Origin of the sequence: Mesorhizobium sp. M5C.F.Cr.IN.023.01.1.1 (assembly GCF_003997585.1) — a bacterium.
GTDB classification, from domain to species: domain Bacteria; phylum Pseudomonadota; class Alphaproteobacteria; order Rhizobiales; family Rhizobiaceae; genus Mesorhizobium; species Mesorhizobium wenxiniae.
Window position 1 is genome coordinate 1 of sequence record NZ_RZSU01000087.1, and the last position, 26296, is coordinate 26296.

Below are 26296 nucleotides of genomic sequence, written 5' to 3' on the forward strand. Positions count from 1 at the left end.
TCCGAAAAGGTGCTCACGATCACCTGAAATCGTTGCTCACGATCGTCTGAAATCGTTGCTCATGATCCCGTGAAATCCGTGCTCACGATGCGGTGAAATCCGTGCTCACGATCGCCTGAAATACGCAACCAGCGTCGTTCGCAGCGTCGGATTACCGGATTTCGACACCCCCTGCTCGTGATCGATCGCACCACTCTTCCAGGGCGTCGCCGCCAGGCCGGCATAGGCGGCAAGCTGTCGCCGGTTGTTGTAGTGGCGGGACAAACCTTCCGACCACAGGACGGCGGCAAACTCCGGTCCGATGCCTTTCAGAGCAAGCAGCATCGCCGGAGCGGGCGAGACGGCCAGCTCAGCAGTAAGCATGGCGTCGCGTTCGGCCTCTACCACCTTGATCTGGTCGATCAGCAGCTCGAGCCGGTCGAGTTCGCGGCCAATCTCTGCCGCTTCAGATGGACAGGCAACGGGCGACCATCGCCGGTCTTCAGTTCCTCCAGCCGCTCGCGCCGGTCGCGGCGCAACGGCTAATAGCCGGATATGCCTTGCGCAAACAGCAGCCCCTTGAGGCGATTGACGTGGCGTGTGCGCTCGTTCGTCAATGCTTTCCGCCCGCGTGCAATACGGCGGCGATCTTCTTCCTCGGGTGTGGGAACCCGCAGCATCGCGCACACACGCGGCTCGCCCCGCTTGTAGGCAAGCAGCGCACGCACCAGTGCCTCGCCGTCGATCTTATCGGTCTTGGCCCGCCGCCGCCGACGCGACGTGGCGACCGAGGCCGGATCCACGACGTGGCTCTCGATCCCCTCGGCCTCCAGTACCCGGTGGATCCAGAAGCCGTCGAGTCCCGCTTCCTGGATCACGATGATCGGAAAGCATGTCCCGCTTCGCGCCTCAGCCCTTCGCTTGAGCTCGGTAAACCGCGCTAGCAGGCCGGCGACATCGCCCGCCGCCACCATGTGCTTCGACATCTTCTCTCCGCCACCCGGCAACAGCGACGTGATTAGCCATTTCGAGCGGCTCAATTCCAACGACACAAAAATTGCGCCAAGATGGGTGCGGATAGCGGTCGGTGCTTCCAGTAGGCGAACTGCGACTGGCATGTTTAGCCTCCAAGGTGAGATGTTTTGGCGACCTCACTTTGCCACCGCGCCGGTCGCTAACCACCTCCTCATAGGATCTGAACAGTTCGCCTGTCTGTTCGTCTCCGCCTCGCATGCATCCGTCTCCGAATCCCTTCGGAGACAATGAATCATCGTTGCAAACCGATGGCGAGCGCCTTTTTCAACAGATGGGGTGATTGGGGTCTCGCCCGAGCCCAGATGCGGGCGGCTGCTCCTGTCGGGATGTTAGAACGTGGTCGCCTTGGAGCGCCACAAACATCGGGAAGGAGCAGCCGTGAAGTATTTTGCTGGATTAGACGGTGCGCCGTGACGGCGCGGGAGGTGAATATGGAATAGCCACCTCTCAAGCTTGCTGGTTTTCGACCGGCGGCTGTAATGCCGCCCCGCCCGCAGGAGCAGCGGACGGAAGGAGGCCGAGAAGCCCGACCGGGCGTCGCCGGTCGGGTGTCATAAGCAGATCGGCCTGAACTGTACCGGGTGCGGACCATCGGCCGCAGGCCGGGCTACCACAATGTCTATGGCGAGATAACGAAGTGAGTGCTGGAAGCCTCGGATTCAACCGGTAACGCCTCCAGGTCGCGCGATGGCGTGGGAGGTAAGAAGCGATCAGACGCGGTGGGGCTCGTCTATCCTCACTGCAGGGCGCGGACAACGCGTTCGAGACGGGGGAAAGCTCTCATTGCCCTGTCTTCCGCATCGCCTGGGGTAAAGCTCACCGCCTACGGACATGAAGGTTGGAAATCGGAACACGGGAACTTGGACTGTCTGCCCGGTACGGAACTGGGCTCGCCGCGACGGCCGGAGATGGACGGCACCAAGGGCGGAGCTTCCGTAGTAGTCAGAGCGCGGGAAAGCCGTGCACAGGGCGAAGGGAAGCAGGAAGACGGTAGACTTGCATGACGGAGGAGTGATCTGTGGACATGGATCACCAGACCGACGAGGCCTGGGTACTCGGCGTTCAGCGCAAACTCTATCAGTGGAGTAAGGCAAATCCCGAAGACGCGTGGCGGGACATGTGGGGTTGGGTCACCGACCTGCGCGTGCTGCGTCACGCCTGGCAGCGCGTAGCCTCCAATCGAGGCCGACGCACGGCTGGGATCGACGGGATGACCGTGGGCCGCATCCGGAATGGGATCGGTGAGCAAGGCTTCCTCGAAGGGCTTCAGGCCGAATTGCGCTCCGGCGCATATCGGCCCAGTCCTGCACGGCGCAAGCTCATCCCCAAGGCCGGTAAACCGGGGCGATTCCGGCCCCTGGGCATTCCCACGATCAAGGATCGCGTCGTTCAAGGCGCGGTCAAAACACTTCTGGAGCCGATCTTCGAGGCGCAGTTTTGGCATGTCTCCTATGGGTTTCGACCCGGACGGAGCACGCATGGCGCCTTGGAGCATATCCGACGAGCGGCCTTGCCGCATAAACGCGACAAGGACACGCGGCGGAACCGGATGCCGTATCCATGGGTCTTAGAGCGCGACATTAAGGGCTGCTTCGATAATTTAAGTCATCATCACCTGTTAGAGCGGCTGCGCCACCGCGTGGCTGACCGGCGGGTGACGAGGCTGGTCGGGCAGTTCCTGAAAGCCGGTGTTCTGTCGGAGGAGCAGTTCCTTCGCACAGACGCCGGCACGCCTCAGGGCGGGATTCTCTCACCGCTGCTCGCCAATATCGCGCTCGGCGCGATCGAAGAGCGGTACGAACGGTGGGTGTATCAACGCACCAAGGCCCATGCCGACCGCAAATGTGACGGGAGGACTGCGGCAGGCAGAGCGCGCTATTGGGATCGTATGGCTGGTCGCTGTGCGTTCCTGCCGGTGCGCTACGCCGATGACTTCGTGGTGTTGGTGTCTGGCACACGGGAGGATGCCATCGCGGAAAAGGCCGCGCTGGCGGACTACCTGCATCAGACCATGGGCCTTGAGTTGTCGCCGGAAAAGACGAAGGTCACAGCCATGACGGAGGGGTTCGAATTCCTCGGATTCCGCTTCATCATGCATTGGGACAAGCGCTACGGCTATGGCCCGCGCATTGAGATTCCCAAAGCAAAGGCTGCCAACCTGCGTCGAAAGGTCAAGGCACGTACGGGAACGAGTTCCACCCCGTGCAGTCTGGCCTCCAAGCTTCAGGAGCTCAATCCCATCCTGCGTGGGTGGGCGAACTACTACCGCCACTGCGCTTATGCCGGTCGGATGTTCACCAGTCTCGACTGGTACGTCGGCATGAGGATAGCGCGGTGGCTGCGGAAGAGACGCCCCAAAGCGCGGTCGCGTGACATCTGGGCCTCATGCCAGCCCAGTGGCCGGCGGCCAACGAGACGGCTTTGGCGCGAGGGAATGGTCGAGCAGCATATGCTCGCCTGGACCCCCGTTTGCCGCTTCCGTCTCGCATGGATGGATATGCCTGACTTTGCCATGTCTTCTGGAGAGCTGGGTGCGTAACGAAAGGCGCATGCCCGGTTCGGGGAGAGGCGGTGAGAAACCGACCGCTGAAAGGCGGCGCGGCGCTTACCGCCTACTCTACTATCTTTGGAAGAGACCGCGATTTGCGTCGTCGATGAGAGCAGTCGGATCGTGAAGGAAACACGAGCGCCGAGCGAACCGCAGGCCTTGTCCGATGCGTTGCGGAAGCTCGATGTGCCGCTGGAGCGCATCGGGCTGGAAGCGTGCTCGCTGACGGCCTGGCTTCACGATGGATTGTGCGCCGAAGGCCTGCCTGCGATCTGTATCGAGACGCGCCAGGCCAATGCGGCCATGAAGACGATGCCCAATAAGACCGACCGCAACGATGCCCGCGCGCTTGCGCAGATCATGCGCACGGGTTGGTATCGGCAGGTGCATGTGAAGAGCCGGCAATGCCGGTTGTGGCGCGCGCTGTTGGTGGCTCGCCGCACGGTGCTGAATGAGATGCGCAGCATAGAGAATGTTGTGCGCGCCATCCTGCGCGAGGCTGGTGTCAAGCTAGGCACGCCCTCGCGCACCGCCTTTGCTGATCGGGTGCGCGAGCTGGCCGCCGCCGAGGCGATGGTGATGGTGGAGCCACTGCTTTCGATCCTCGGCTCCATGCTCAAGGAGTTCGCCCGCCTGACCAAGCAGGTTCTCGACATCGTGCGCAAGGAGGAAGTCTGTCGGCGACTGATGAGCGCGCCCGGCGTCGGGCCAATCACCGCGCTCACCTTCCGCGCCACGATCGACCGGCCGGAGCGGTTCGGCTCCTCGCGGGCAGTGGGAGCGCATCTGGGGCTGACGCCAGCGCGATACCAGTCCGGTGAAACCGACATTCAGGGCAAGGTCAGCCGTTGCGGCGACGAACTCGCCCGCACCGCCCTCTACGAGGCAGCACATTCGCTACTCGTGCGCTCGAAGAAATGGTCGAGCTTGCGCGCTTGGGGCATGAACATCGCCAAACGCCGCGGTATGGCGCGCGCCCGCGTGGCGGTAGCCCGCAAGCTGGCCGTCATCCTGCATCGCATGTGGGCCGACGCAACCGAATTTCGCTTTGGAAAGGAAGCCGCCGGCCCCGCATCGGCATGAAACCGGCCCCGCATCGGCATGAAATAGGACAAGGACCAAAACGAACACAGACAGTGGTTCGCCCGAGGGTGATCCGGATTGTTCCCGTGGGGACGATGGGCAAGGCGATCTCGTTAGCAGGCACGATCCTGGGCGAATTCTCCAAGGTCGTTCAACAGATTGAGACGCCTCGCTCTCCTGACCCCATCGTGCGGCGGCTCCGCGCCGACCGCGAAGAGAAGCGAGTGACCCGCGGGGCGACATGATCCGGAAAAAAGACAGGAGAAGCTTGACCTCACCGACCCCAATCAGAGAAGCCTGCTAGGGATGATGCCAATGAAGATAGCGTCCGTAGAAAGCTTCATCGTACATGCCCCCATTCCGCGTTTTGTCGCGGACAGCTTCAACACGGCGGCGAATTGGGGCCTGCCCGGTGTTATTGTGCGCACCAAGGACAGAGTCGAGGGCTGGGCTATACTTCGACTCTCAGCTTCGGCGATAAGGCATCAAATCGATGATCGATGATATCTACAAGCGGCGTTTGATCGGCGAGGACCCGATGGACACCCAGAGGCTCTGGGAAAAGCTCTACTGGTCGGACTCGCATTGGGTTGGTCGCTCCGGCATCGCGCACATGGCGATCGCCGCTGTGGACATCGCGTTGTGGTATCTGAAGTGCAAGCTTTTGGGCCAGCCGCTTTACAAGCTTATCGGAGGGCATAAAGCCCGCGGCAATAAAGTCGTGCAACTGACGGCGGATGGCTGATTTCGAGGTGCCCCGGCTTATAGACGAGATGCTGGCATTGCTCGATCGTATCCGTACGGAACCGCGGCCCGGTGACCGCTGCCGTTACGAAGCCATCCAGCGCCGACATGGTCCGCACCAGCGGGCGACGGTTGGTCTTGACGGCCATCCAGGCCTCCAGCGCCTCGTCCGACAGCGCCACGTCATCGATCGCGCTCATGCCGCCAAGGGGGAGCGGCATCTCTTCGCGGCGCACCCAGTTCCGCGGCATTAGCTCGTCCGAGCCCGAAGCTGGCCAGTCGTTCTGGATGCGCTAGGTGACATCGGCCTTGTAGGCTTCGGCATCGACGCCGCAGAGCTTGCAGGTCTCGATGATGCTGAGCACAACCGCTGACCGCTCTGCCGCGGCGAAGTTGCCCGGGAAAAAACCAATTGCGCACTGATTGCTCCTTTTTCATGCAGCCGGCAGGCACGACGGCCCTAGCGGCTCAAAACTCTTGTAGGTCAGGATGAACTCCTGGTGGCCGAGCTCCTCGGAGCGCGTGCGCGCGCCCTGGCCGAGCGAAATCACCAGGTCGCGGATCTCGTGGCCGACCTCATCGATAGAGGCCTCGCCACGCAGGATCCTGCCGGCATTGACGTCCATGTCGTCTGCCATGCGGTCGAATGTCTCCGGATTGGCGCAGATTTTTACGACCGGCGAAATGGCCGAGCCGACAACCGAACCACGGCCGGTGACGAACAAAATGACATGCGCGCCGCAAGCTATGAGTTCGGCGATTTCCGCATTGTCGTTGATATTAGGGAAGCCGAAGCGGACCTCGCCGTCGGGCACAACGTCGAGCAGATAGAGCCCGCCCCGCGACGGCAGGTTGCCAGGTTTCAGCATGCCGGAAATCGGCGAAGCGCCGGACTTGGCATAGGCGCCCAGCGACTTCTCCTCAATGGTGCTCAAGCCGCCCGCCGCATTGCCGACGGCGAAGGAGCCGTAGCCGAGCGTCGCATAGTAGCGCGCCGCCTTGGCGACGCTGTCGATCAGGGCTTGTCCCAGCTCGGGGGTCTTTGCGCGGGCGGCCATTATGTACTCGCAGCCGATCAACTCGCCCGTCTCCTCGAAAATGCAGGCAGCGCCGGCGCCGGTCAGCAGGTCGAAGGCGCGGCCGGCCGCCGGATTGCCGGTAATGCCGCTCGTCCCATCCGAGCCGCCGCAGATGGTGCCGACGACGAGCTCGCTCACCGCCATATCAACAGGGCTCTGCGCGTCGAGACCGGCACGCGTGCGCTTCACCCAGGCTCGGCCCTGCTCGATCGTGGCACGTGTACCGCCGACTGCCTGGATGGTGAGCACTTCCGTGGGGCGGCCCGACTGGCGGATCGTGGCGGCGAGGCGATTCTTGTCCATGCACTCGCAGCCGAGCGAAACCAGCAGAGCGCCACCGACGTTCGGGTGCGTGCAGAGCCGCTCCAGCATTAGCCGTGCATAGTCATTCGGGTAACAGCCAGGGAACCCGATGACTTGGATGTCGTGCCCTTCGAAGGGCCGCACGATCTCGCTCGCCACGTGGTGTGCGCATTCAACCGTATAGACGACCAGCAGCACGTTGCGGATGCCCTTGCGGCCGTCGCCTCGCAGATAACCCTTCATAGTGAACCCTCGGGCAGCTTGTAAGTGGGGATATAGTCACTGGCCATATTGTGCGTGTGGACATGAGCCCCGAGTGCGATGGCCTCGGTCGCGTAGCCGATCGGCGCGCCGAGCTTTATGATCTTCTCGCCCGCAGCGATGGGGCAGCGTGCCAACTTGTGGCCGAGAGGGATTTCGGCGGAAACAGTCACCGGAACGCCTGACACAGCGACGATGTCGCCGGCCTTGAGCCGAGTGCGCACGATGGCTACGTTGTCAGCGACGTTGAGGATCAGCAGCTTTGGGTCGTAACGCACGTCAGTCCACCGCTGGTATGCTTGTCGATCTCGTCCTAATCCATTCTGCCGATCGTTGACGGCATGGCGACTCCAGAGTCCCGTTTAGCACTGAGTGGCGGGCCTGTGCATAAGCGCAGTCATTAAAACCGAGGGCCGGTCGCTTGTCGCGCTGTACTTCTATCTTGCAGAATTGCATCGTCCTGCCGTCTCAAAATTTGCCATGGCGCAGATAGGCTTCTTGCGGGTCGACGCCCTCCAGGATCGCCTTGCGGACGTCATTTTCGGCGGCGATTGCCATCTCGGCCTTTTCGAGCACCTCTCCGACCGAGGCTTGGGGGATGCGCACGAGGCCGTCGCGGTCGCCCAGCACATAGTCGCCCGGCGCCACCGTCACGTCGCCGATACGGATCTCGATGTTCACCGACTTGGGCAGCCAGTGGCCGACGATGTCTCGCGGCGTGTAGCCTCGCGACCAGGACGGAAAGCCCATCTCGAGCAGAAAGTTGGTGTCGCGGATGAAGCCATCGGCCACGCAGCCGCGCACGCCCTTGTTCTTCAGCGTCTCCGCGGAGAGTTCGCCCATATGCGCGACGATCCTGTCGTTCGGCTGCGATACCCAGACGGAGCCCGCTGGCGCCTTGGAGAGCAGGCCGGTCCATGCGAGCAGCGTCTCGTGCGCATCGGTGGGTTTGGCTTCGCCTTCAATAGTGAAGGCCGGACCGCAGATGACGCCGGCCGGATCGAGCGGCCTGAGCTCGGACGGGAACGTGAAATCGCGAAACCCCATGGCGCGCATGACGTCGTGCACGACGCCGGTGTAGCAGCGCTCCAGGCGAGCGGTGATGTCTGTCACGGCAAAATCCTTAGGTTGATGGACCAGAGCGAGGTTCGGCAGCCCGGCTACGCGGTCCCTTTATTTGAAACGGTAAACACCCAGCGCTTCGAAGGTTTTGTAAATTTCGTCGGCATACTTTGCGAACTCGGGATATTGCCCCAGATAAGCCGGTCGGGGCCTCGGCAGATCAATGCGTATTTCCTCGACGACTTTTCCAGGCGAATTCGACATGACCAAGATCCGATCTGACAACCCGATTGCCTCTTCAATTGAATGAGTGATGAACAGAACACTCTTTCGCGTCTCCATCCATAGCGCCTCAAGATCGTGCCTTATCTGCGTGCGTGAAATTGCGTCGAGGGCACCGAACGGTTCATCCATCAGGAGAACTGCCGGATCATGAACCAGGGCGCGAGCAATAGAGACGCGCTGCTGCATTCCACCCGATAGTTGCCGTGGATACCGTGCCTCAGCGCCGCAGAGTCCTAGCTTCTCGAACAACTCATCCGCACGCTTTCGACTTGTGGCACGGTCAAGTCCTCGAATTTCTTGTTGAAGGAGAACGTTGTCCATAGCAGTCCGAAATTCGAGCAGTAAATGGTCCTGAAAAACAATGCCGACATCAGTCATCGGGTTGGTAAGGACCTTCCCGTTGATCTTAACAGAGCCAACTGTTGGCTTAAGCAAGCCCGCGATGATTAGCATGAGCGTGCTCTTACCACATCCAGATGGGCCAAGAACGCTTACAAATTCCCCCTCTCCAATTTCGATCTTAACCGGCCCAAGCGCGCGGAATTTTCCGTAATGTTGCTCGATATCAGATGCCAATATCGATCTGCGATGTTCACGGTTCATCATAGACGCTGGACCACCACTAAGCTTGGCTGGGCTAACTTGCCGAAAGGTCGTTTCTCGTTTGCCAGCAATAATGGTCATTGACCTCTCCTCCAAGGCATCATCACTGTTTCCATTCCGAGCAAGATGCCGGTCAACAACATCGCAAGCATGGCGGTCGCAAACACTCCCGCGAACATTAAAGCGATGTCCATGTAGCTCGACGCTGAGAGTATGAGAACTTCAAGCCCTTCGTTAGCGCCAATGAACTCCACCGTTATGCAAGCAGTAACCGCATAGACCATTCCGATCTTCATGCCAGAAAAGATATATGGCATTGCGGCCGGTAGCCGAATGAAACGAAATGTCTGCCATGAGTTGGCGCCCATGGATTTTGTTATGAAATGCAGGCGCGGGTTGATCGATGAGAACCCAGCGATGCTGTTCACCAAAATCGGAAAGAACGTCATGACGACCGTTAATGCAATTCGGGGCGTGAACCCAAAGCCAAACCAGACAATCAAGAGAGGAGCAGTGATCGTTTTGGGTATGATTTCAAAAAACACAATCAGTGGAAACAAACTGCGCCTCAGTGAAGGGTATGAAGCAATCGCCAGCCCCAGCGGGATGGCAATCAACGTTGCGAGAGCAAAACCGACCACCACGACATATCCTGTGGCCGCAAAATTATAAGCGAGGGCACTTCTTTCGGTAACGAATTTGCCCATGAAGTCGCTCGGCGCCGGGAAAAGGTATGTTGGAATGCCAAACCAGTCACTGCTGAATTGCCAAGCAACGATGAATGCAATCAAAACCAGTACCGGCGGCACAATCCGCTCAGCCCCTTTGACCAGAGGCGGTTTAAGGGGATTTGTGGTTTCGGCGAATACGTTGGCCATTAATTGTCCTGCTTCTTGTCGTGAGCGCCCGAGAACCGGTGGGGCGGTGCAGCGCCGCCACCGTATCGTTAGACATTGTTAGGGGCAGGGAGGAACCTGAGCAGGAAGGTAGTCCTCAGTATGTTTAGCCTCGATGCCGCCATCGCCCAAAGTCCCGAGGCTCGTGGTTAGAGCGTTTCCAGTAGTGGCCCATAGGCTCGCGGGCGGCTTTCCCAAACCTGTCGCGCCGGCCACGCAGAAGTCAGCCATAGCGTATTTCGTCAGCTCTTCGAGAAGCGCCGATTTTGCCCCAGCATCGGAATACCTTGACAGAAGCGCATCGACGGCGGCCACCGGGTCTTTGGCAGCTGCGGAGTAACCCTTTAGAGTTGCGTCAACGAATCTCTTATAAAGATCGGGATTTTGTTTAAGCTTGTCGTCGCGAGCTATAATGCTCAATCCCACGAGAGGAGCACCGTTATCCCGGTAATACATAATTTTCGTTTTGATTCCTTTTTCTCCAAGCGGTAGCATCACATCGCCGGGAGCGGCCGACACTCCATCAACCTTTTTCTCAGCCAGAAGACCGATAAAGCCCGACGCATCGGCAGAGAGAATGTTGATCTTTGACTTATCAACCCCATTCGCCGTCAACATTAATTGAAAGAGTGCAACGTCTGCCGATCCAGCTGGGATAGCGATGGACTTTCCCTCCAGATCCTTTGGACGCGAGATGGGCGTATTAGCGAGAGAGATGATCCCCCACTCCGACGTCTGGTAAATAGGGGCAATGATTTTGATCGGCGCTCCCTTGGCTGCGATCGCGATGGCCGACGGCCCGTTTGCCAGTCCAAGATCTGTGCTTCCGGCTGCGACAAGTTGTGAGGTCGTCCCCGAGCCCTTCCCAGGCTCTATTTCCAGGTCAATACCTGCCGTATTGTAGTAACCCAGAGTGTCCGCGTATATAATTCCGATGCTAGCGATGGCTGGCGTCCAGTTTAGCGTTACTTTAAGCTTGTCGGCAGCCATCGCTGGGGAAAATGCTACAGTCGCAGCAATCAACCCTGCTCCAACAACCCGCAAACAATATTTCAGGTTATTTTCCATTGCGGTCGTCCTCCGTTGTTTATTTTGCTATACCTTTTCACTAACCGCGGTACTTACGCGCGATCTTTTTCTCCACCAGCAAGCTAAGGGTGTTGAGCAGGACGCCGACAACGGCGGTTATAAGAACGACTGCGATGACTTGTACCGTGTCTCTGCTTCGAGCCCCGATTAGCGCCGCGTATCCAAGCCCGTCATTCGACGCAAGGAACTCACTGACAACGGCGGTCGTAGTGGCAAGCGCCAAAGAGATTCGAAAGGCGCTAGTCAGATAGGGAAGCATCGTGGGCCAGTCGATGTACCTGAAGGTCTGCAGGGCACTCGCGCCCATTGTCCGAGTGACAAAATAAAGACGATCGGGAGTGCTTCTTACGCCCGCAACAGCGTTCACCAAAACCGGAAAGAAAACGCTAAAGCCTACCAGGACTGATGCCGGAGCCAGCCCGTACCCCAACCAGATGATCAAAACCGGCACTAAGCTGATCAGCGGCATGGTCTGCAAGAACACAACAAAGGGATACAGCGCGCTTTCCAGCCACCGCATTTTTGCTAATGCAAGCCCCGTCGGGATGGCAGCGGCGGCACCGCAGCCAAAGCCAACGGCTATGACCGTGAGGGTGGAGGCTGTATGGGCTAGAAAATAGCTGAACTTGGATCCAATCAGACCGACCACTTGTTCTGGACTTGGGAGGATGTAATCCGGAACCTTCAGCACTCGGATTGCGGCTGACCAAATCGCGGCAAGGACCAGGAGCCAAAACGACGTGATCAACCAATCCGGTAGAGTCCCAGTCAACCTCAATAGCCTCGTCATCCAGCCGCTCACTCCATGTGGAATACTTATTTATCTGGAACGCCATTCCAACTTGCGCCGTTTGGCTCTGCTTGTCAATCCTAATATTCGCATTTCGGTTATTGCGAGGCCGAAGCTGCCGCCGCTCATCGATCAAATCGGACATTTCCCGGTGCCGAGGCTCCTCAAGCGATCGAAGGGCGTCCGTCCGGAAGGTTTCATGCTTCGTTGCGTGCTCGGCATCCCGACGACGGACAAAGGGAGTTGACACTCGATGCCTAAAGAAACCATCGCTAGGCTAGCGGCTCCAGCGACACCAGAGAATCAAGATCATGGCGGTGCGCCACCTCGACTACTCCGCTGCAAGCGGTGCCGGAGATCTCCCGCCACATCCGTATCCGCCTCCTCGGCGGTGCCAGGCGCCCGGAAGGGTGCGAGGGCTGGACGAGATCGCATCGTTGGTTGCAACGGATCAGCTTCTTGATCGAGTGCGCGGCAGAGCTTGGCCGTCCATGCCTTCTCAACCATCCTGTCCGCCGGCGGAAGGAGTCCTCGACCTCCGTCTAAGCTGCCATGGCCGTTGACGACTTGGCGGCTGACCAATGGAAGTCGGTGCCGTCGACCCACATGCGATGCATGATATGCTCCGGGCTGGCGGCGCAACCGGCCCCACGTCGTGCTGTTCTTTGCCTATCCCGAAAGGCGCTTCGGAAGATAAAGCGATGAAGCTCCTATGTCTGTTTTTTTGAACCACGCGGCCGAGGAATGGAAACGAGCGCCGCGAGTTGGTTCGAAGCCAAGACACAGTTCGCCGTCGTCTTCGGCGAAAAGCTTGTCGAACAATGACGAAACTGATCTCACGCACAGAAATCTCTGACAGTCTTGCCAGTCGAAACGATACGCCTGGCAAGCCGATGCAGAATGCCTTCATCGAGAGCTTCAACGGCCGCCTGCGCGACGAACTGCCGAATAAGACGCTGTTCACCTCGCTCGCACAGACCCGCGCGTCCCTGGCCCTATGGCGCGCCGACTATAACAGCGTGCGGCCTCATTCCCAGATAGGATCCGCCGAACGAGTTCGCACAGACCTTCAATCCGCGACGCGCTGCGCAATGTGGAAAGCTCCGCGCCAGCGCCCGTCGCTTCCACCGCCCATCGGGGCAAAGCCCACGCCGGAAACGAACTCAAAACTGGATAGAAACCTGGGGGCACCGTCAATTTCGATTCTGCTTCAAAGCCGCACGCAGGTACGCTGACGCTGTACTCGCCTTGAGCCGACCCTTGCGATTCTGCTGGAAGAGACTGGCCCCTTCCCTGTCCGGAGAATTCATGTCGGCGACTTCAGCATATTTCCAGCCTCCGCGGCCGCTTACAGAATCCCAACAAAAGTACTCGTTAGCGTCTATTCTCAAAAAGCCGGCTTGCGACGACACACCCCGCCGAACCCGCTCCAACCACGCAATAGTCGGTTTCAATGTCCCAGACCCGTTCCATCCGCTACTCCAATAGTGATAGTTTGAGGCCAGCTTGCCTCTCGGGAACCGATCGAAAGCGCCCTCGGTTTGGACATGCGGTCCGTCGCTTGGCAGTACGGCACCCGTCTCCCCGGTCTGAGCGACCCTGATTTCCTTGGGGGCTCAAAAAGACATTTTGTTGCAGACAAGGTTCACAATCGAATTCTACCCGATCTAGCGAGAAAACAATGACGCTTGCACTCTGAACAAGCCGCCGACTAACTGCTGGGCGAAAACCAACATCGCCATTTTCCTGCGACCTCATCGAAGCACAACAGTTTGCCTTTGCTGACCCAGCCCGTCGGCACCCAACTCCACGACGTCGCCCGGTTCCAGAAATACCGGCGGCTTCATTCCAAGCCCCACGCCGTGCGGAGTACCAGTCGTGATGATATCGCCAGGCTCCAGCGCCATGAACCGTGAGATGTACGAAATCAAATACCTGAATGAGAAGATCATCTTGGCTGTCGATCCTGACTGCCTGCTAACCCCATTCACCGTAAGCCAGAGAGTCAGGTTCTGAGGGTCGGGGACTTCATCGGGCGTCACTAGCCAAGGTCCAATCGGACCAAAGCTAGGAGAAGACTTACCTTTGATCCATTGCCCTCCACGATGTATCTGAAAGTCGCGCTCAGAAACGTCGTGGCAGACAAGATAGCCCGCCACAACCGACAACGCATCCTCTTCAGCCAGCTCGAAAGCATGCTCACCAATGGCGACCGCGACTTCCGCCTCCCAGTCCAGCATGCGCGCCTCTCGAGGCATCACGATGTTATCATTCGGTCCAACAATGCAGGATGGCGCCTTGGAAAAGATTACCGGCTGGTCCGGAATGGGAGTGTCAGTCTCGATTGCGTGATCGATGTAGTTCAGGCCGACCGCGATGAAGTGACGAGTGTCAGCTACCGGGGGCGCAAGCCGAACATCGTCATCGACCCGGGGCAATGACGAAGGAACTATGGAGCGCAACATTTCCAAGCTAGCGCGTGATAGCGTACTGCCCCGAATGTCCGGAACAACACCGCCAAGGTCGCGGATAGTTCCAGCGTCGTCCAGCAGCCCGGGTCGCTCGGAACCGGGCAGTCCAAATCGTAAAAGTTTCATATCGGTTTTCCTTCAGCTCAGCCGGCCGCCGAGTCGGTCTTCAAACGGGTATATTCGAGCAAATAGCGGCCGACTTGCGCGTTCCGTACGCCGGGATGCTGCAGAACTGCCTGGACGGGTGCCTCCAACGACTCCAGGGTGCACGCTTCCAAAAGCATGAACCAATCAGGCGGCGCATCCAAATCCGAACGCCCATCGCTCTCGGCAGTGCGCACCCCCGTTGCTTCCTCATCAGATTTACACAAATGCGCCCCGGTCATGAGTGGCAACTGCATAACACTGGACACAAGGGATGATAGTTCACCAGCCACCTGCTGGTCGTTCGTTATCAAAGGTTGGAAGCGCACGGTGGCAAGGACGCCACCAGGCCCAGGGCCCTCGGACAGTAAGACTCGCGCCAGCCCACGAGATGTATTGCGAAAATGCTGGACCGTTCGCCTTGTCCACGGCGTCGGGGCATTAAGTCGCTTGGCATATTCTTCGCCTGTAATGGCGTCGAATTGATCAACTTCGTAAAGAGTAAAGAACTCGGGATGGGTTTCCTTATCAGCAGCTCGATAGCGTCGTCCCCTTAAGAACCCAGGAATGCCGGTTCTTTCCGGCATATGCTCGTTTATGTGCCACTGATAGAAGTCGAGGCGGCCCTCTTCGGATATTCCGTTCCAGATGGCAACCGCGCCTTTACCGCAAAGCATAGATCTCTCCGCACTTTCAAAACTGTTGAAATATCACCGAGGCGGACGTAAAGCCGTCAAACTCGGCCACGATAGCGTCACCAGGATTTGCCGTGTGAAAACCTGTGTAACTTCCCGTCGTGACGATCTCGCCTGGCCTCAGGACAAGCCCTCGTTTGGCTAGATCGTTAGCCAACATGACCAGGAGGCCTATGAGGTCTCCGTCGGGGTGGCCGCCCGTACTTTGGCATATACTATTTCCGTTGATGCCGAGGCGGGCCATAAGGGTATGAAAAGCCACATCTTGCCAACTCCTGTTGACCGGTCCAACGACCAGCGCGCCATTCGATAGCAAGTCCGCAACCATCGCGTTTCGAGGAGTGGAGAAGCTGCTCGCCCAGCGGCTATCTACGACTTCAATTGCCGCGCACGCGCCCTCGATGGCCTCGACAATATGCTCTCTCGCGAAGCCGTCACTTCCGGGGATCGGCTCTCTTGCAAAGCAGAAGGCGATCTCGCATTCCACGCCGCCGAGCCCGTAAACCCCGGGACAAATTATTGCTGGGCTTTCGAAAAGGCGGTCCCTAAGGATGGGAGCCGATATCAAATCTCCATCAGGCAAAGCCGCCACCTTCCAGCCCGCAACAGGAAGTGACAATGCGCTGACAACCTCATGTTGAATGCTCAAAGCTCGCGCGCGGCTTAGCGTTTCCAGTGTTGATGCATCAGCTCGAACGCGCTGACCCCCTCGGCGCGCCACGACGAGCCTTTGGGCGAGGGTGCTCAAGAATTCGCATGCTTGATTTGACATGACATACTATTTGGAATAATGTTCCATCAACTATTACCGTTTTCGTAATCGAGGTCAACCGGACTTAGCCAAAAAAGTCGATTAGCTTGGGAAGGTCGGAGCCGGCAATCCAGCAGTCCGCGGATGGGCGCAAGTGTGCCCACAGCTGCACCAGAGGTTCTGCAGCATGGGCAGGAGGCCGCTGGCGCTAAGCCGGAACGAGAGCTGCGCCAAGCTAAGAGGAAAATCGAAATGACAACTGACCTTGCGTGCTATTCCGCGACCGACGTACCTCGGAGCACTGCTCGGCTCAGCAAGAAGCAAACTGGAAGTTTAAGGGAGTAAAGTGCTTGGCCAATGCCGCAGTGATTGCCCCAGATGTGATCGTCGTTGGGGCCGGGGGGTCTGGTCTGTTCGCTGCGATAGAGGCGGCTGAAATAGGCCGCCGAGTATTAGTGCTAGAGAAGAACCCTGCCCCGGGCGGCACGACAAATTGGGCTATAGGTTCCCTCTCCTCGAGCGCATCGCCGATGCAGGCTGCCATTGGCATCCACGACACTCCGGCTGCGCACTTTGACGACATGGCACTGTTCCACGGCGCTTTGTTGTCCCGTGACAATCCCGACTTACGCAGAGTCTTTGTAGAAAATGTTCCTGATACTCTAAAAAAACTGCTCAACATGGGAGTGGTCTTTTTCGGCCCCATGCCAGAGCCGCCCCATCGTGTCCCGCGCATGCACAACGTACTGCCAAATTCGCGAGCCTACGCACACGCGTTGTATCGCCGCGCCCGTGAGCTTGGGGTCGATATCCGCCTTAATCATCGAGCTCGTCGTCTACTATTTGAGGGCGGGAGGGTTGTGGGAGTCGAGGCTGAGGCGAATGGCTCGCCGCATCGTTTCATCGCGCACCGCGGCGTTGTCTTGGCTGGCGGAGATTTCAGCGCCAATCGCGAAATGAAAAGAATTTATGCGGGCGAGTCGATCGCGCAAGCGGATGCGTTGGTTGAAACAAGCACAGGTGATGCGCATCAGCTTGCATTGGACGTTGGTGCGGAAATCGTGAACGGTGACATCGTTAGCGGCCCGCAACTGCGGTTCGTGCCGCCCAAGGTCAATCTCATGACGATGTTGCCGCCGAGTCGATTTCTTGCATTGCTGATGAAATGGTCAATGGCCAAGTTGCCGCAAGCCCTAATTCGACCTTTCATCATGATGTTTCTTACAACTGTATTGGAACCACAGCGAAAATTATATGATAGTGGCGCGATACTGATAAATAGAGACGGATCTCGCTTTGCGGACGAATGCGATAGGCCTCAGCTCGCCGTACCGCAGCAGCCGAAAAAGGAAGCATTCATAATCTTGGATGGCGTTCTCGCCAAAAAGTTCGGCGCATGGCCGCACTATATATCGACGGCGCCTGGGGTCGCCTATGCGTACCTGCCAGATTACAAACGCAATCGGAGAGACATCTACAATCAGGCCAACTCACTAGGTTCGCTCGCCCAAACAATTGGTGTCCCTCCAGCTGTCCTTGAAAAAACTGTGGCGGACTATAACAAGAACCCTCGTGCGGGTACCCCCGGGTTGCTGCAGCCGCCGTTCATCGCACTCGGTCCGGTTAGAAGTTGGGTCTTGACCGAAGGGGGACTACGAGTTTCGCCCGCCATGGAAGTTTGTTCGAAAACTGGAGAAGCCATACCGGGTCTCTATGCGGCTGGAGCGACCGGCCAGGGCGGGATCATCCTGGAAGGCCATGGCCACCATTTAGGATGGGCGTTTACGTCTGGGAGGCTGGCAGGCCGCGCTGCTGCTCTCAGGGAGGCAGGATGACCTGATGCACCGAAGATGTAACCTACTAACCTCAATGGCGCTACTCAGCCCAACTGCGCACCCAGTATCCCTGAACCGCGCCGGGTTTGCCGGAGGCTCCAAACCTTGAGAAGGTGGAGCCATCATGAGCAAGACGACAAACAGGTTTTCTCCAGAAGTGCGCGCCCGCGCGGTGCGATTGGTTCTCGATCACGAGAAGGAGCATTCATCGCGCTGGGCGGCGATTTAGTCGATCGCGGCCAAGATCGGCTGCACGGCGCAGACGCTCAATGAGTGGGTGAAGAAGGCGGAGGTGGACAGCGGCGTCCGCGCCGGTCTTCCCTCCGAGGTCGCCGAGAAGCTGAAGGCCCTGGAGCGGGAGAACAGGGAATTGAGGCAGGCCAACGAGATCCTGCGCAAAGCGTCCGCTTATTTTGCCCAGGCGGAGCTCGACCGCCGGTTCAAGCCATGATCGCGTTCATCGATGATCACCGAGAGGCACATGGGGTCGAGCCGATCTGCAAGGGTCCTGCCGATCGCCCCGTCGACCTACCACGACCATGTTGCCCAGCGGCGCGATCCCTCCCGGTTGTCGGCGCGGACGAAGCGCGATGAGGAACTCAAGAAAGAGGTGCGGCGCGTGTTCGAGGAGAAATTCCGGGTCTATGGCGTGCGCAAGGTCTGGCGGCAGCTCAGGCGGGAAGGCTTCGGCATCTGTCATCGGGCGATGAATATTCCCTGATTGTGGGCATCGAAAATTCCCTAGTTGGCGCTGCTGCCGCCAATTCCGGGACGCGTCCCGGAACTGGCGGCTTTCGCTCCGGCGTCGATAGTCCGTCCCGATTTGATCGGAATCGGAGCGGCGCTGGTGGTCCAACTTGGAGAACTTCTGATGATATTGGATCTACACCGTCAGGGCCTGTCCGTGACCGCGATTGCTCGGCGAACGGGCCGCGATCCCAAGACGGTCCGCAAATACATCGAGCGCGGGCTCGAACTTCCCGCCTATGGCCCGCGACAGGCGGGGCGGCCAAACAAGATCGTGCCCTTTGTCGACTATCTGCGCGAACGGGTCTCGGCCTTTCCCGATCTGAGCGCCGTGCGCCTGACGCGCGAGATTCGTGAGCGCGGCTATGACGGCGCCTACACCGCCGTGAAGCGCTCCGTGGCCGCAATCCGACCGCAGGAGCAGGTGCGTCCCTTCGAGGTGCGGTTCGAGACTCCGGCCGGATATCAAGCACAGATCGACTTCGCGCGCTTCGTCACCGAGTTCACCGACGCGCCGGGCGTGACGCGCATCGTCTGGCTGTTCTCGCTCGTCTGGGCCACTCGCGCTACATCTTCGCCCGCTACGTCATGCACCAGGACCTGCAGACGCTGCTGCGCTGTCATATGCAGGCGTTCGACGCCATTGGAGGAGTACCGATCGAGATCCTCTACGACAGGATGAAGACGGCGGTCACCGGCGAAGATAACGAAGGCCACATCATCTACAATCGCTCGCTGCTGGCGCTGGCCAGGCACTTTGGCTTCCAGCCCAGAGCCTGCCGGCCGTATCGCGCCAAAACCAAGGGCAAAGTCGAGCGACCATTCCGCTATATCCGCGAGGACTTCTTCCTGGCCCGCAGCTTCCGCAATCTCGAGGACCTGAACGAGCAATTGCGAGATTGGCTCGACACCGTCGCCAATGCTCGCCTGCACGGCACCACGCAACGCATCGTCAGCGAAGCCTTCGCGGCGGAGCAGCCGGAACTTCAATCTCTCCCGGCAGTTCCCTTCGACGCGCTTCTCAAGCTGGAGCGTCGCGTCAGCCATGATGGTCTCGTCTCGATCGGCGGCAACTACTACAGCGTTCCCGATCGCACCCGGCGCCTTGTCGAGGTTCACCAGCTTGCCGACTGCATCCGCATCCTGGACGAAGGCCGGCTGGTCGCCAGCCATCCTGTGCTCGAGGGGCGCCGCCAATATCGGATCGATCCTGCTCATCGTCAGGGGTTAGCTCGCCACGCCGCGAGGAAGACCGCCCCGGATATCATCGTCGGCCGCCTCGGCGATCATGTCGCCCGGCGCTCGCTCGACTTCTATCAGGCCGTCGCCGAGCGACTGGCCGTCGCGGGGAGCCGGTCATGACCATGCACGCATCCACGATCGACAGCATCAGGAAGAGCCTGGTCGGGCTGCGCATGCCACGGGCGCTCGAAGCGCTTGACGCGACCCGCGGCGCATCGAGCAGGGCGAGATCGACGGCATCCAGGCCTTCGATGAACTTCTGGTGGAAGAACTAACTCTGCGCGAAAGTCGGCGCATCAAGGCTGCTCTGATGATGGCGCGCCTGACCACCATCAAGACGCTCGCCGGCTTCGACTTCGCTTTCCAGCCATCGCTCGATCGGAACCGCATCATGGCGCTGGCCGAACTGAAGTTCATCGAGCGGGCGGAGGTAGTCCATCTTCTCGGCCCGCCCGATCCCGCGTCATAATGCGCACCTCGCTATGTCATTGAAAAAGCATCGGCTGTTGATCTTGCCCTTGTGATAATGGGCATCGCATGCCGCTGTTGGCATAGTGCTGGATGTCGGGACGCACGAGATCCTCACCGCGAATGACCCAAGGCGTGCCCTTGAGGTATTGCTCGGCCGGCAGATGACCGGCGCGGATCATGCGCAGCACCGTCATTGGCCGCACGCCCAGCTTCTCGGCCGCTTCCTGCAAAGTGTACTCGCCGCGCGCCGCGCGCTCGCCGTGTCTGTAGACGGCAATGTTGTGTTGGCTACGAAAGGTGCAGACGCGCGACTGCGTCCATCCGTTTTGCCGGCCGGTGGTCTTGCCGAGCCGATTGAGAAGGGCCGCAATCGCCTTGTCCGGCAGCTGGCGCGCTAGCGCCCGGATCAGCGGTTCGATCTCGGGCGCGGCACCCCACCTGTGATGACCGAGCTTGTTCTTCTTGACGGAGAGCGTGGTATGATCGCCGCCCTGCCAATGCACCACCATCTCGATCCGGTCATTCTCGACACGAACGACGATCTCGCGAACGACCGTGCGAATGATGCGCTTGCGAGTGACGCTGGTGGCATTTGCGTGATGCCACGCTCGTTCAAGATCGGCCCCCATGTGCAGCAGCTCCTGGCGCTCGGCCTCGCTGAGTGCTTCCGGCTTTTTGGCTTCGAGGGCGTCGAGTTCGGCTTCGCGCTCACGCACAACCGCAAGCGCAGCATTCCAGCGCCGCTCAAGTTCACTTGCCACGAGCCGATTGTCGGGATCGACGGCGTCATATTGGCGCTGCGCATGGGCCGCTTCATAGCGTGCCTGTTCAAGCGCGAGCTCGATCTGACGCCGCTTCTCAGCGCTCTGCGCCTTGGATGTCTCGATCGCCTGAACAGCTGCTTGGATGCCCAAGGGTTGAAGCCGTTCCAAGACTTCGGTGCCGACGGCTTCATCGACGCGCAGCGATCCGAAGTTGATGCACGGATCGGTGCCATGGTTGAGGAACGCGCCACGACAGTGATAGCGCCCGATCTTGCCGTTTCGGCCAGAATAAGCGACGTGCAGTTTGCGGCCGCAGTGGCCGCAGCGCAGAAGGCCGCCCAACAACAACTCGCCGCGGCGCGGCGCACCGCGTGCCATCACGCCCTTACCGTTGGCGTTGTCTGCAATCAGGCGCTGATTCCTTTCGAAGTCTGCCCAGCTCAGGTAACCCTCGTGATGGTCGATGAGCAAGACCTCCCAGTCCGATCGCTCCTTGCGCAAGCCCCGCACGATACGTTTGCGGCCATTTTCGATAGTGATCCGGCTGCCGGTCCGGCCAAAGGCATAGGCACCGGCGTAAATCGGGTTGGTAAGAATGTGATGCACGGTGTTGTAGACGGGCAGCTTCCAGACGATCGTCCGCCCGGCCGCGCGGGTGTAGTTGACGGCCGGCAGCATGATTCCCTCATGGCGCAGCGACAGATGCACCTGGCGGATGCTCTGCAAGGCGGCAAAGCGCGTAAAGACGAGCGTGATCGCTTCGCGCACGCGCAGATCGGGGTCCATCTCGATGCGGTCATTGCCCGCCTTCACGTAGCCGACCGCCACCGCCAGAAACAGCTCGCCGCGCCGCGCCTTGTTCTTTAGCGCTTCGAGCGAGCGGGCGCGCAGGATCAAAAGCTCAAGTTCGCTCATCGTGCCCTTCATGCCGAGCAACAGCCGGTCATTGGGATGACGCGGCTCATAGATGCCGTCCTCATCGATGATGAGCGTACCGACCAAGCCGCAAAACTCGATCAATGTGTGCCAGTCCCGCCCATTGCGCGCCAGGCGTGACGCTTCGATCGCCAGCACCGCGCCCACCCGGCCTTCGCAGATCGCTGCGAGCAGCTTCTCAAAGCCGGGGCGCGTGACGCCGGATCCGGAGCGACCGAGATCATCGTCGATGACGATCACGGTCTCCCAGCCAAGTGCCCGCGCCCGGTCCGCAAGACCGTATTGGCGACGCCGACTCTCCGGGTTGTTGACAAGCTGATCGGCTGTGGACTGGCGAATATAGACATAGGCACCGCGCGCCAGATGCTCAGGCGTGATCTTCATGATCCGCCTCCCTGACCTTCTTCGCCGCTTCCCTGAGCAGCGCCTCGATCAATGGCAGGAGGCGCTGACGGATGTCGCTCGGAAGTTCCCGTGGCGCGGTCTGCGCCGCAAACAGATCCGATTGGGCGGAAATAGGCTGCCTTTGCTGCATGGCTCTCTCCTCCACGGCGTGAGTCGCCGTCGAGCAAGCTTAAACAGGTGTCGATCTCGCGACGCAGATCGCGCAGGCTGGAAAGGGAAAGGCGTGGCGCCTCGACGAGCGTCATCGCGGCCGCGGGCTCTTCGGTCATCCAGATCGGCACCAGCGCCAAGCTGCCATCCGGCTGCCGGCCCACATAGGCTGGCTCGCCGCAATAGCGCTGCCGTCCGACAACGACCGCCTCCTCGCCAGAGCGCGGATGAAAGGCGTAGCGAATAATCCGTGTTCCGTTGTCTTGCTGATAACGGGCATTATGAGCCCTGTCTGCCCGGCACCGGCAAGAGCCATCTGGCGACCGCGCTCGCCGTCGAAGCCGTCAAGGCCGCAAAGAGCGTCTACTTCTCCACGCTCGCCGACATTATCGCCTCGCTGGCCAAGGCCGAGCGCGAGGGGCAGTTGCGCGAGCGTATCCGCTATCTATGCCGCGCATCCCTGCTGGTCGTCGACGAAATCGGCTATCTCCCGGTCGTGCCCGGCGGCGGCAATCTCTTCTTCCAGCTCGTCAATGCCCGTTACGAGAAGGGTGCCATGATACTCACCTCCAATCGCGGCTTTGCAGAATGGGGCGAAGTTTTTGGTGATGCTGTTGTCGCAACAGCATTGCTCGACAGACTTCTTCACCATGCCGTCGTCGTGCAGATCGAAGGATCGAGCTACCGATTGCGCCAGCACGCTGATCTTGTTCCCGAGCATGTTCGCTCCAAAGCGCTTATCAATCCGCCGCCACCGCCGAAAAAGCGTGGCCGCCCAGCAGGACTGAAATCGACCGATCAAGACGCCGGCTGATCACCGAAACCTTCACCCGCCAGATAGGGAAAATTGAATGCCCACTTTTGCGGAAACTTCGGTACCCATTGACAGGCATCGCACGCTGCACCGTCTCGCGGCTGATGCGGGAAATGGGCCTCGAAGGGGCGATCCGCGGCAAGCCGATCCGCACCACGGTGAGCGACAAGGCCGCGCCTTGCCCGCTTGATCAGTGTCAATCGCCAGTTCCATGCGCCGGCGCCGAACAGGCTGTGGGTCTCTGACTTCACCTATGTGGCGACCTGGGCGGGCTTCGTCTACGTGGCCTTTGTCATCGACGCCTACGCACGTCGTATCGTCGGCTGGCGGGCGAGCCGGACGGCACATGCGAGCTTCGTCCTCGATGCTCTGGAGCAGGCGCTTCATGACCCGCGTCCGGTCCATCACGGCGGTCTCATCCATCATAGCGATCGCGGCCGCCAAGGCGGATTCAACCGGTCGTCGCAACACCAAGAGATTGGAGGTTGCAATGACGGTTCACCAACGCGCTTCGGATCGGTGCACTCGGAAGAAGCTAGGTTCGCCCGGACGTCCGCCTGCTTGGCAGCGTGAGAATCAGTTCCGCTTCCGGCAAGCTATTGCCTTGGGACGTTCGAGCGAGGAGGCCGCACTGGATGCCGGTATATCAACGCCTCTTGGTCCGCGCTGGTTTCGGAGTGCAGGAGGAATGCCGCCAACGCATTTGGCGCCGTGGGCGAAGCCGCCTTCGGGGCGATATCTTTCCTTTCGGGAGCGCGAGGATATCGCGCTCGAGCTTGCCAAGGGAATCGGCATCCGGGCCATTGCGCGTAAGCTCGGTCGGCCACCGAGCACGATCTCGCGGGAGGTCAGGCGTAATGCCGCGACGCGCAGCGGTAATCTGGATTACCGGGCCAGTGCCGCACAATGGCACGCCGATTGTGCGTCCCGGCGGCCTCGGCCTGGCAAGCTGGCGGTGAATCCGGCTCTGCGTGAATATGTGGAGGAGCGCTTGGCCGGCAAAATCACCAACACGCATGGCGCCGCATTCGAGGGCCCCAAGGTGGTATGGAAAAAGCGAAGGGCTGTTCACCGGCAAAGCCGGCGGTGGCGACAGCCTGGAGCCCCGAGCAGATCGCTCATCGGCTTCAGATCGATTACCCAGAGGATCAAACCATGCGGATCGGTCACGGGGCGATCTATCAATCCTTGTACATTCAAGGACGCGGGGCATTGCGCCGGGAACTGACCGCATGTTTGCGTTCAGGCAGAGCACTGCGCGTACCACTCGAACGGTCCCGAGGGCGCAATAAGTCCTTCATCGGAGACGCCGTCATGATAAGCGACCGGCCGGCCGAAATTGCCGACCGGGCCGTCCCCGGTCATTGGGAAGGCGATCTCATCCTTGGCCTCGGCAGCTCGGCGACCGGCACACTCGTGGAGCGAAGTTCGCGCTTCACAATGCTGCTTCACCTACCGCGCATGGATGGTTATCAGCAGAGCCTGCGCATCAAGAACGGTCCGCCACTTGCTGGCCACGGCGCTGAAGCCGTCCGTAGAGCCATCGCCCGATCCATGAGCAAACTTCCCGAGCGATTACGTCAGTCGCTGACTTGGGACCAAGGAGCGGAAATGGCGCAGCACGCCAACCTGCGCATCGGCACCGGGCTGGAGATTTACTTCTGCGATCCCCAAAGCCCGTGGCAGCGAGGCTCGAACGAAAATACCAACGGCCTGCTACGACAGTATTTTCCAAAGGGCACGGATCTCAGCCGGCACACGGCTAAAGAACTGGATGCGGTAGCGCATGCGGTGAACACAAGACCGCGCAAAACGCTTCGGTTGGAAAACACCTGCCGAAGTCCTCAACCAGTTCCTTGTGGGACAGTATGATGCCGGTGTTGCGACGACCGGTTGAATCCGCCCAATACGTCTCGATCAAATACACTGAGCGCCTGGCCGAGGCCGGCGTTGAGCCTTCAGTCGGCAGCGTGGGAGATTCCTGCGACAATGCGCTCGCCGAAACCATCAACGGCCTCTACAAGGCCGAGGTGATCCACCGACGCGGACCATGGCGCTCCTTCGAGGTGGTCGAGTTCGCGACGCTGGAATGGGTCGACTGGTTCAACAATCGCCGGCTCCTGGAGCCCATCGGCAACATCCCGCCGGCCGAAGCCGAGGCACGCTACTATGCCATGTTGGGAGAGCCCGCCATGGCAGCGTGACTCATATGTGGAACGGCCCTTCAGGCAAGTGCTTTCTTCAGACAACTCATCACACGGGAACGGTGCGGTCATATGTCCGGCCTTTCAGCGCGGTTCAGGACCGCTGGCCTGGATGAAGTCCGCGATGCGAGGGGCTGATCAAACGAACGCGCTGTGAGCGCATTGAGTCACGCGGCCTCTCTCGCCTCGGGATTTCCTCCCATGGAATCATCGTCTGTTTCGTGCACCTCGCCTCTGCCGGCTACCGCACCGGTCAGTTCGTTGGGGTCGTCTTCAGCTCAAGCGCTCGCTACGCTGTTTGCCGCCTCAAGACCCCAATATGTCCCGCCCTTGGTCAGAAGCGCCCAGATGATCCGGGCCATCTTGTTGGCGAGCGCGACAGCCACGACCTTGTAGGGCCGCCGCTTCAGAAGACCATTCAGCCATTTCGGCGTTTTATCGTTGCCCCGCATATGCCGCAGGACAGAAGTCGCACCGAGCACCAGCAGGGAGCGAAGCTCCGCATTGCCCATCTTCGATATTCCTCCAAGCCGCTCTTTGCCTCCGCTCGAATGGGACCTCGGCGTCAATCCCAACCAGGCGGCGAAGTGACGGCCGGATTTGAACCCGCCGGGATCTGGAACAGGCGCCTTGATAGATGCCGCTGTGATTGCTCCGACACCTGGTATCGTAGCGATCCGCCGCATATCCCCGTCACGTCTTGCCTCACGAACAATCTCCCGCTCGAGATCATCGATCTGTCGCATCAGCGCCTCGATCTGATCGGCGATGGCCGATAAAGACTGCGTATTTCAGGCGATCGTGAGCACGGATTTCACCGCATCGTGAGCACGGATTTCACGGGATCATGAGCAACGATTTCAGACGATCGTGAGCAACGATTTCAGGTGATCGTGAGCACCTTTTCGGA

General features: G+C 59.7%; 18 protein-coding genes, 11 pseudogenes and 1 other annotated feature. Of the genes and pseudogenes, 14 read left to right on the top strand and 15 right to left on the bottom strand.

Annotated features, from left to right (window positions below):
- Positions 1–129 precede the first annotated feature (129 nt).
- Positions 130–1097, bottom strand: a pseudogene (locus EOA78_RS26740) (IS110 family transposase); the annotation flags it as partial.
- Positions 1098–2038: 941 nt separating this feature from the next.
- Between EOA78_RS26740 and ltrA the strand changes: the two are divergent.
- The 3 genes from ltrA (at position 2039) to EOA78_RS26755 (ending at position 5390) form a co-directional block, all read left to right on the top strand.
- Positions 2039–3553 carry a group II intron reverse transcriptase/maturase gene (gene ltrA, locus EOA78_RS26745; RefSeq protein ID WP_245477766.1) on the top strand — a complete coding sequence of 505 codons (1515 nt, stop codon included), beginning with the start codon at positions 2039–2041 and terminating at the stop codon, positions 3551–3553.
- An 87-nt stretch (positions 3554–3640) separates the two neighbouring features.
- On the top strand, positions 3641–4645 hold the full coding sequence (locus EOA78_RS26750) for an IS110 family transposase (protein ID WP_127317782.1): 1005 nt from the start codon (positions 3641–3643) through the stop codon (positions 4643–4645).
- Positions 4646–5138: 493 nt separating this feature from the next.
- On the top strand, positions 5139–5390 hold the full coding sequence (locus EOA78_RS26755) for a hypothetical protein (protein ID WP_127317784.1): 252 nt from the start codon (positions 5139–5141) through the stop codon (positions 5388–5390).
- On the opposite strand, the gene EOA78_RS37320 is transcribed toward EOA78_RS26755, so the two are convergent.
- From EOA78_RS37320 to EOA78_RS26795, 8 genes are all read right to left on the bottom strand, one after another.
- Positions 5332–5640: a hypothetical protein gene (locus EOA78_RS37320; RefSeq protein WP_245477761.1), complete on the bottom strand. Its 309-nt coding sequence runs from the start codon at positions 5638–5640 to the stop codon at positions 5332–5334. The two genes, EOA78_RS26755 and EOA78_RS37320, sit on opposite strands and share 59 nt — an antisense overlap.
- 183 nt (positions 5641–5823) lie before the next feature.
- Entirely contained in the window at positions 5824–7014 is a 1191-nt protein-coding gene (locus EOA78_RS26765) for a UxaA family hydrolase (RefSeq protein ID WP_127317786.1), read from the bottom strand.
- Complete coding sequence (locus tag EOA78_RS26770) at positions 7011–7310, bottom strand: UxaA family hydrolase (RefSeq protein ID WP_127317788.1); 300 nt, start codon at positions 7308–7310, stop codon at positions 7011–7013. Before EOA78_RS26770 ends, EOA78_RS26765 begins: the two co-directional genes overlap by 4 nt.
- A gap of 190 nt (positions 7311–7500) precedes the next feature.
- On the bottom strand, positions 7501–8145 hold the full coding sequence (locus EOA78_RS26775; protein WP_127317790.1) for an RraA family protein: 645 nt from the start codon (positions 8143–8145) through the stop codon (positions 7501–7503).
- 60 nt (positions 8146–8205) lie between these two features.
- Positions 8206–9063, bottom strand: coding sequence for an ABC transporter ATP-binding protein (locus EOA78_RS26780; RefSeq protein ID WP_245477763.1), 858 nt, complete (start codon positions 9061–9063; stop codon positions 8206–8208).
- Entirely contained in the window at positions 9060–9860 is an 801-nt protein-coding gene (locus tag EOA78_RS26785; protein ID WP_127317792.1) for an ABC transporter permease, read from the bottom strand. The genes EOA78_RS26780 and EOA78_RS26785 overlap by 4 nt, the downstream gene beginning before the upstream one ends.
- Before the next feature lie 78 nt (positions 9861–9938).
- On the bottom strand, positions 9939–10946 hold the full coding sequence (locus EOA78_RS26790; RefSeq protein ID WP_127317794.1) for an ABC transporter substrate-binding protein: 1008 nt from the start codon (positions 10944–10946) through the stop codon (positions 9939–9941).
- A gap of 40 nt (positions 10947–10986) precedes the next feature.
- Positions 10987–11658 (bottom strand): ABC transporter permease, encoded by a 672-nt coding sequence (locus tag EOA78_RS26795; protein ID WP_164783956.1) that lies wholly within the window; start codon positions 11656–11658, stop codon positions 10987–10989.
- 49 nt (positions 11659–11707) lie between these two features.
- Between EOA78_RS26795 and EOA78_RS36220 the strand changes: the two genes are divergently transcribed.
- From EOA78_RS36220 to EOA78_RS26800, 3 genes and pseudogenes are all read left to right on the top strand, one after another.
- Entirely contained in the window at positions 11708–12004 is a 297-nt protein-coding gene (locus EOA78_RS36220; protein WP_164783957.1) for a hypothetical protein, read from the top strand.
- A 384-nt stretch (positions 12005–12388) separates the two neighbouring features.
- Positions 12389–12582, top strand: a pseudogene (locus EOA78_RS37325) (IS256 family transposase); the annotation flags it as partial.
- A 56-nt stretch (positions 12583–12638) separates the two neighbouring features.
- A pseudogene (locus EOA78_RS26800) lies at positions 12639–12934 on the top strand (transposase); the annotation flags it as partial.
- 577 nt (positions 12935–13511) lie between these two features.
- On the opposite strand, the gene EOA78_RS26805 reads toward EOA78_RS26800, so the two are convergent.
- The 3 genes from EOA78_RS26805 to EOA78_RS26815 are packed head-to-tail and all read right to left on the bottom strand — an operon-like array spanning position 13512 to position 15815.
- Positions 13512–14354 (bottom strand): fumarylacetoacetate hydrolase family protein, encoded by an 843-nt coding sequence (locus tag EOA78_RS26805; RefSeq protein WP_127317798.1) that lies wholly within the window; start codon positions 14352–14354, stop codon positions 13512–13514.
- A 17-nt stretch (positions 14355–14371) separates the two neighbouring features.
- Positions 14372–15049 (bottom strand): hypothetical protein, encoded by a 678-nt coding sequence (locus EOA78_RS26810; RefSeq protein ID WP_127317800.1) that lies wholly within the window; start codon positions 15047–15049, stop codon positions 14372–14374.
- Between the two features lie 16 nt (positions 15050–15065).
- Positions 15066–15815, bottom strand: coding sequence for a fumarylacetoacetate hydrolase family protein (locus EOA78_RS26815; protein WP_164783958.1), 750 nt, complete (start codon positions 15813–15815; stop codon positions 15066–15068).
- A 353-nt stretch (positions 15816–16168) separates the two neighbouring features.
- On the opposite strand from EOA78_RS26815, the gene EOA78_RS26820 reads away from it, so the two are divergent.
- The 4 genes and pseudogenes from EOA78_RS26820 to EOA78_RS26840 form a co-directional block, all read left to right on the top strand.
- Positions 16169–17653 (top strand): FAD-dependent oxidoreductase, encoded by a 1485-nt coding sequence (locus EOA78_RS26820; protein WP_245477764.1) that lies wholly within the window; start codon positions 16169–16171, stop codon positions 17651–17653.
- Positions 17654–17777: 124 nt separating this feature from the next.
- Positions 17778–18347, top strand: a pseudogene (locus EOA78_RS36225) (transposase); the annotation flags it as partial.
- Positions 18059–18176: a sequence feature (AL1L pseudoknot), on the top strand. (Overlaps the previous pseudogene by 118 nt.)
- Before the next feature lie 153 nt (positions 18348–18500).
- Positions 18501–19762: pseudogene (gene istA, locus EOA78_RS26835) on the top strand (IS21 family transposase).
- Positions 19759–20096 (top strand): annotated as a pseudogene (locus tag EOA78_RS26840) (ATP-binding protein); the annotation flags it as partial. The pseudogenes istA and EOA78_RS26840, both read left to right, overlap by 4 nt.
- A gap of 31 nt (positions 20097–20127) precedes the next feature.
- Here EOA78_RS26840 and EOA78_RS26845 read toward each other — a convergent pair.
- Positions 20128–22197, bottom strand: coding sequence for a recombinase family protein (locus tag EOA78_RS26845; RefSeq protein WP_127317806.1), 2070 nt, complete (start codon positions 22195–22197; stop codon positions 20128–20130).
- Positions 22181–22348 (bottom strand): hypothetical protein, encoded by a 168-nt coding sequence (locus tag EOA78_RS36230; protein WP_164783959.1) that lies wholly within the window; start codon positions 22346–22348, stop codon positions 22181–22183. Before EOA78_RS36230 ends, EOA78_RS26845 begins: the two co-directional genes overlap by 17 nt.
- 315 nt (positions 22349–22663) lie before the next feature.
- On the opposite strand from EOA78_RS36230, the pseudogene EOA78_RS26850 reads away from it, so the two are divergent.
- From EOA78_RS26850 to EOA78_RS26865, 4 pseudogenes are all read left to right on the top strand, one after another.
- Positions 22664–23182 (top strand): annotated as a pseudogene (locus EOA78_RS26850) (ATP-binding protein); the annotation flags it as partial.
- Positions 23183–23259: 77 nt separating this feature from the next.
- Positions 23260–23626, top strand: a pseudogene (locus EOA78_RS26855) (DDE-type integrase/transposase/recombinase); the annotation flags it as partial.
- Positions 23627–23672: 46 nt separating this feature from the next.
- Positions 23673–25079, top strand: a pseudogene (locus tag EOA78_RS26860) (IS30 family transposase).
- A gap of 4 nt (positions 25080–25083) precedes the next feature.
- A pseudogene (locus EOA78_RS26865) lies at positions 25084–25386 on the top strand (integrase core domain-containing protein); the annotation flags it as partial.
- A gap of 278 nt (positions 25387–25664) precedes the next feature.
- Here EOA78_RS26865 and EOA78_RS26870 read toward each other — a convergent pair.
- Positions 25665–26156, bottom strand: a pseudogene (locus tag EOA78_RS26870) (IS110 family transposase); the annotation flags it as partial.
- Positions 26157–26296 lie beyond the last annotated feature (140 nt).

What these genes read in the sequence shown, in the direction of transcription:
- ltrA (WP_245477766.1), top strand. Translation starts at nt 2,039, where the DNA reads ATGGATCACCAGACCGACGAGGCCTGGGTACTCGGCGTTCAGCGCAAA.
- EOA78_RS26755 (WP_127317784.1), top strand. Translation starts at nt 5,139, where the DNA reads ATGATCGATGATATCTACAAGCGGCGTTTGATCGGCGAGGACCCGATG.
- EOA78_RS37320 (WP_245477761.1), bottom strand. Translation starts at nt 5,640, where the DNA reads ATGCCGCGGAACTGGGTGCGCCGCGAAGAGATGCCGCTCCCCCTTGGC.
- EOA78_RS26765 (WP_127317786.1), bottom strand. Translation starts at nt 7,014, where the DNA reads ATGAAGGGTTATCTGCGAGGCGACGGCCGCAAGGGCATCCGCAACGTG.
- EOA78_RS26780 (WP_245477763.1), bottom strand. Translation starts at nt 9,063, where the DNA reads ATGACCATTATTGCTGGCAAACGAGAAACGACCTTTCGGCAAGTTAGC.
- EOA78_RS26785 (WP_127317792.1), bottom strand. Translation starts at nt 9,860, where the DNA reads ATGGCCAACGTATTCGCCGAAACCACAAATCCCCTTAAACCGCCTCTG.
- EOA78_RS26790 (WP_127317794.1), bottom strand. Translation starts at nt 10,946, where the DNA reads ATGGAAAATAACCTGAAATATTGTTTGCGGGTTGTTGGAGCAGGGTTG.
- EOA78_RS26805 (WP_127317798.1), bottom strand. Translation starts at nt 14,354, where the DNA reads ATGAAACTTTTACGATTTGGACTGCCCGGTTCCGAGCGACCCGGGCTG.
- EOA78_RS26810 (WP_127317800.1), bottom strand. Translation starts at nt 15,049, where the DNA reads ATGCTTTGCGGTAAAGGCGCGGTTGCCATCTGGAACGGAATATCCGAA.
- EOA78_RS26845 (WP_127317806.1), bottom strand. Translation starts at nt 22,197, where the DNA reads ATGAAGATCACGCCTGAGCATCTGGCGCGCGGTGCCTATGTCTATATT.
- EOA78_RS36230 (WP_164783959.1), bottom strand. Translation starts at nt 22,348, where the DNA reads ATGCAGCAAAGGCAGCCTATTTCCGCCCAATCGGATCTGTTTGCGGCG.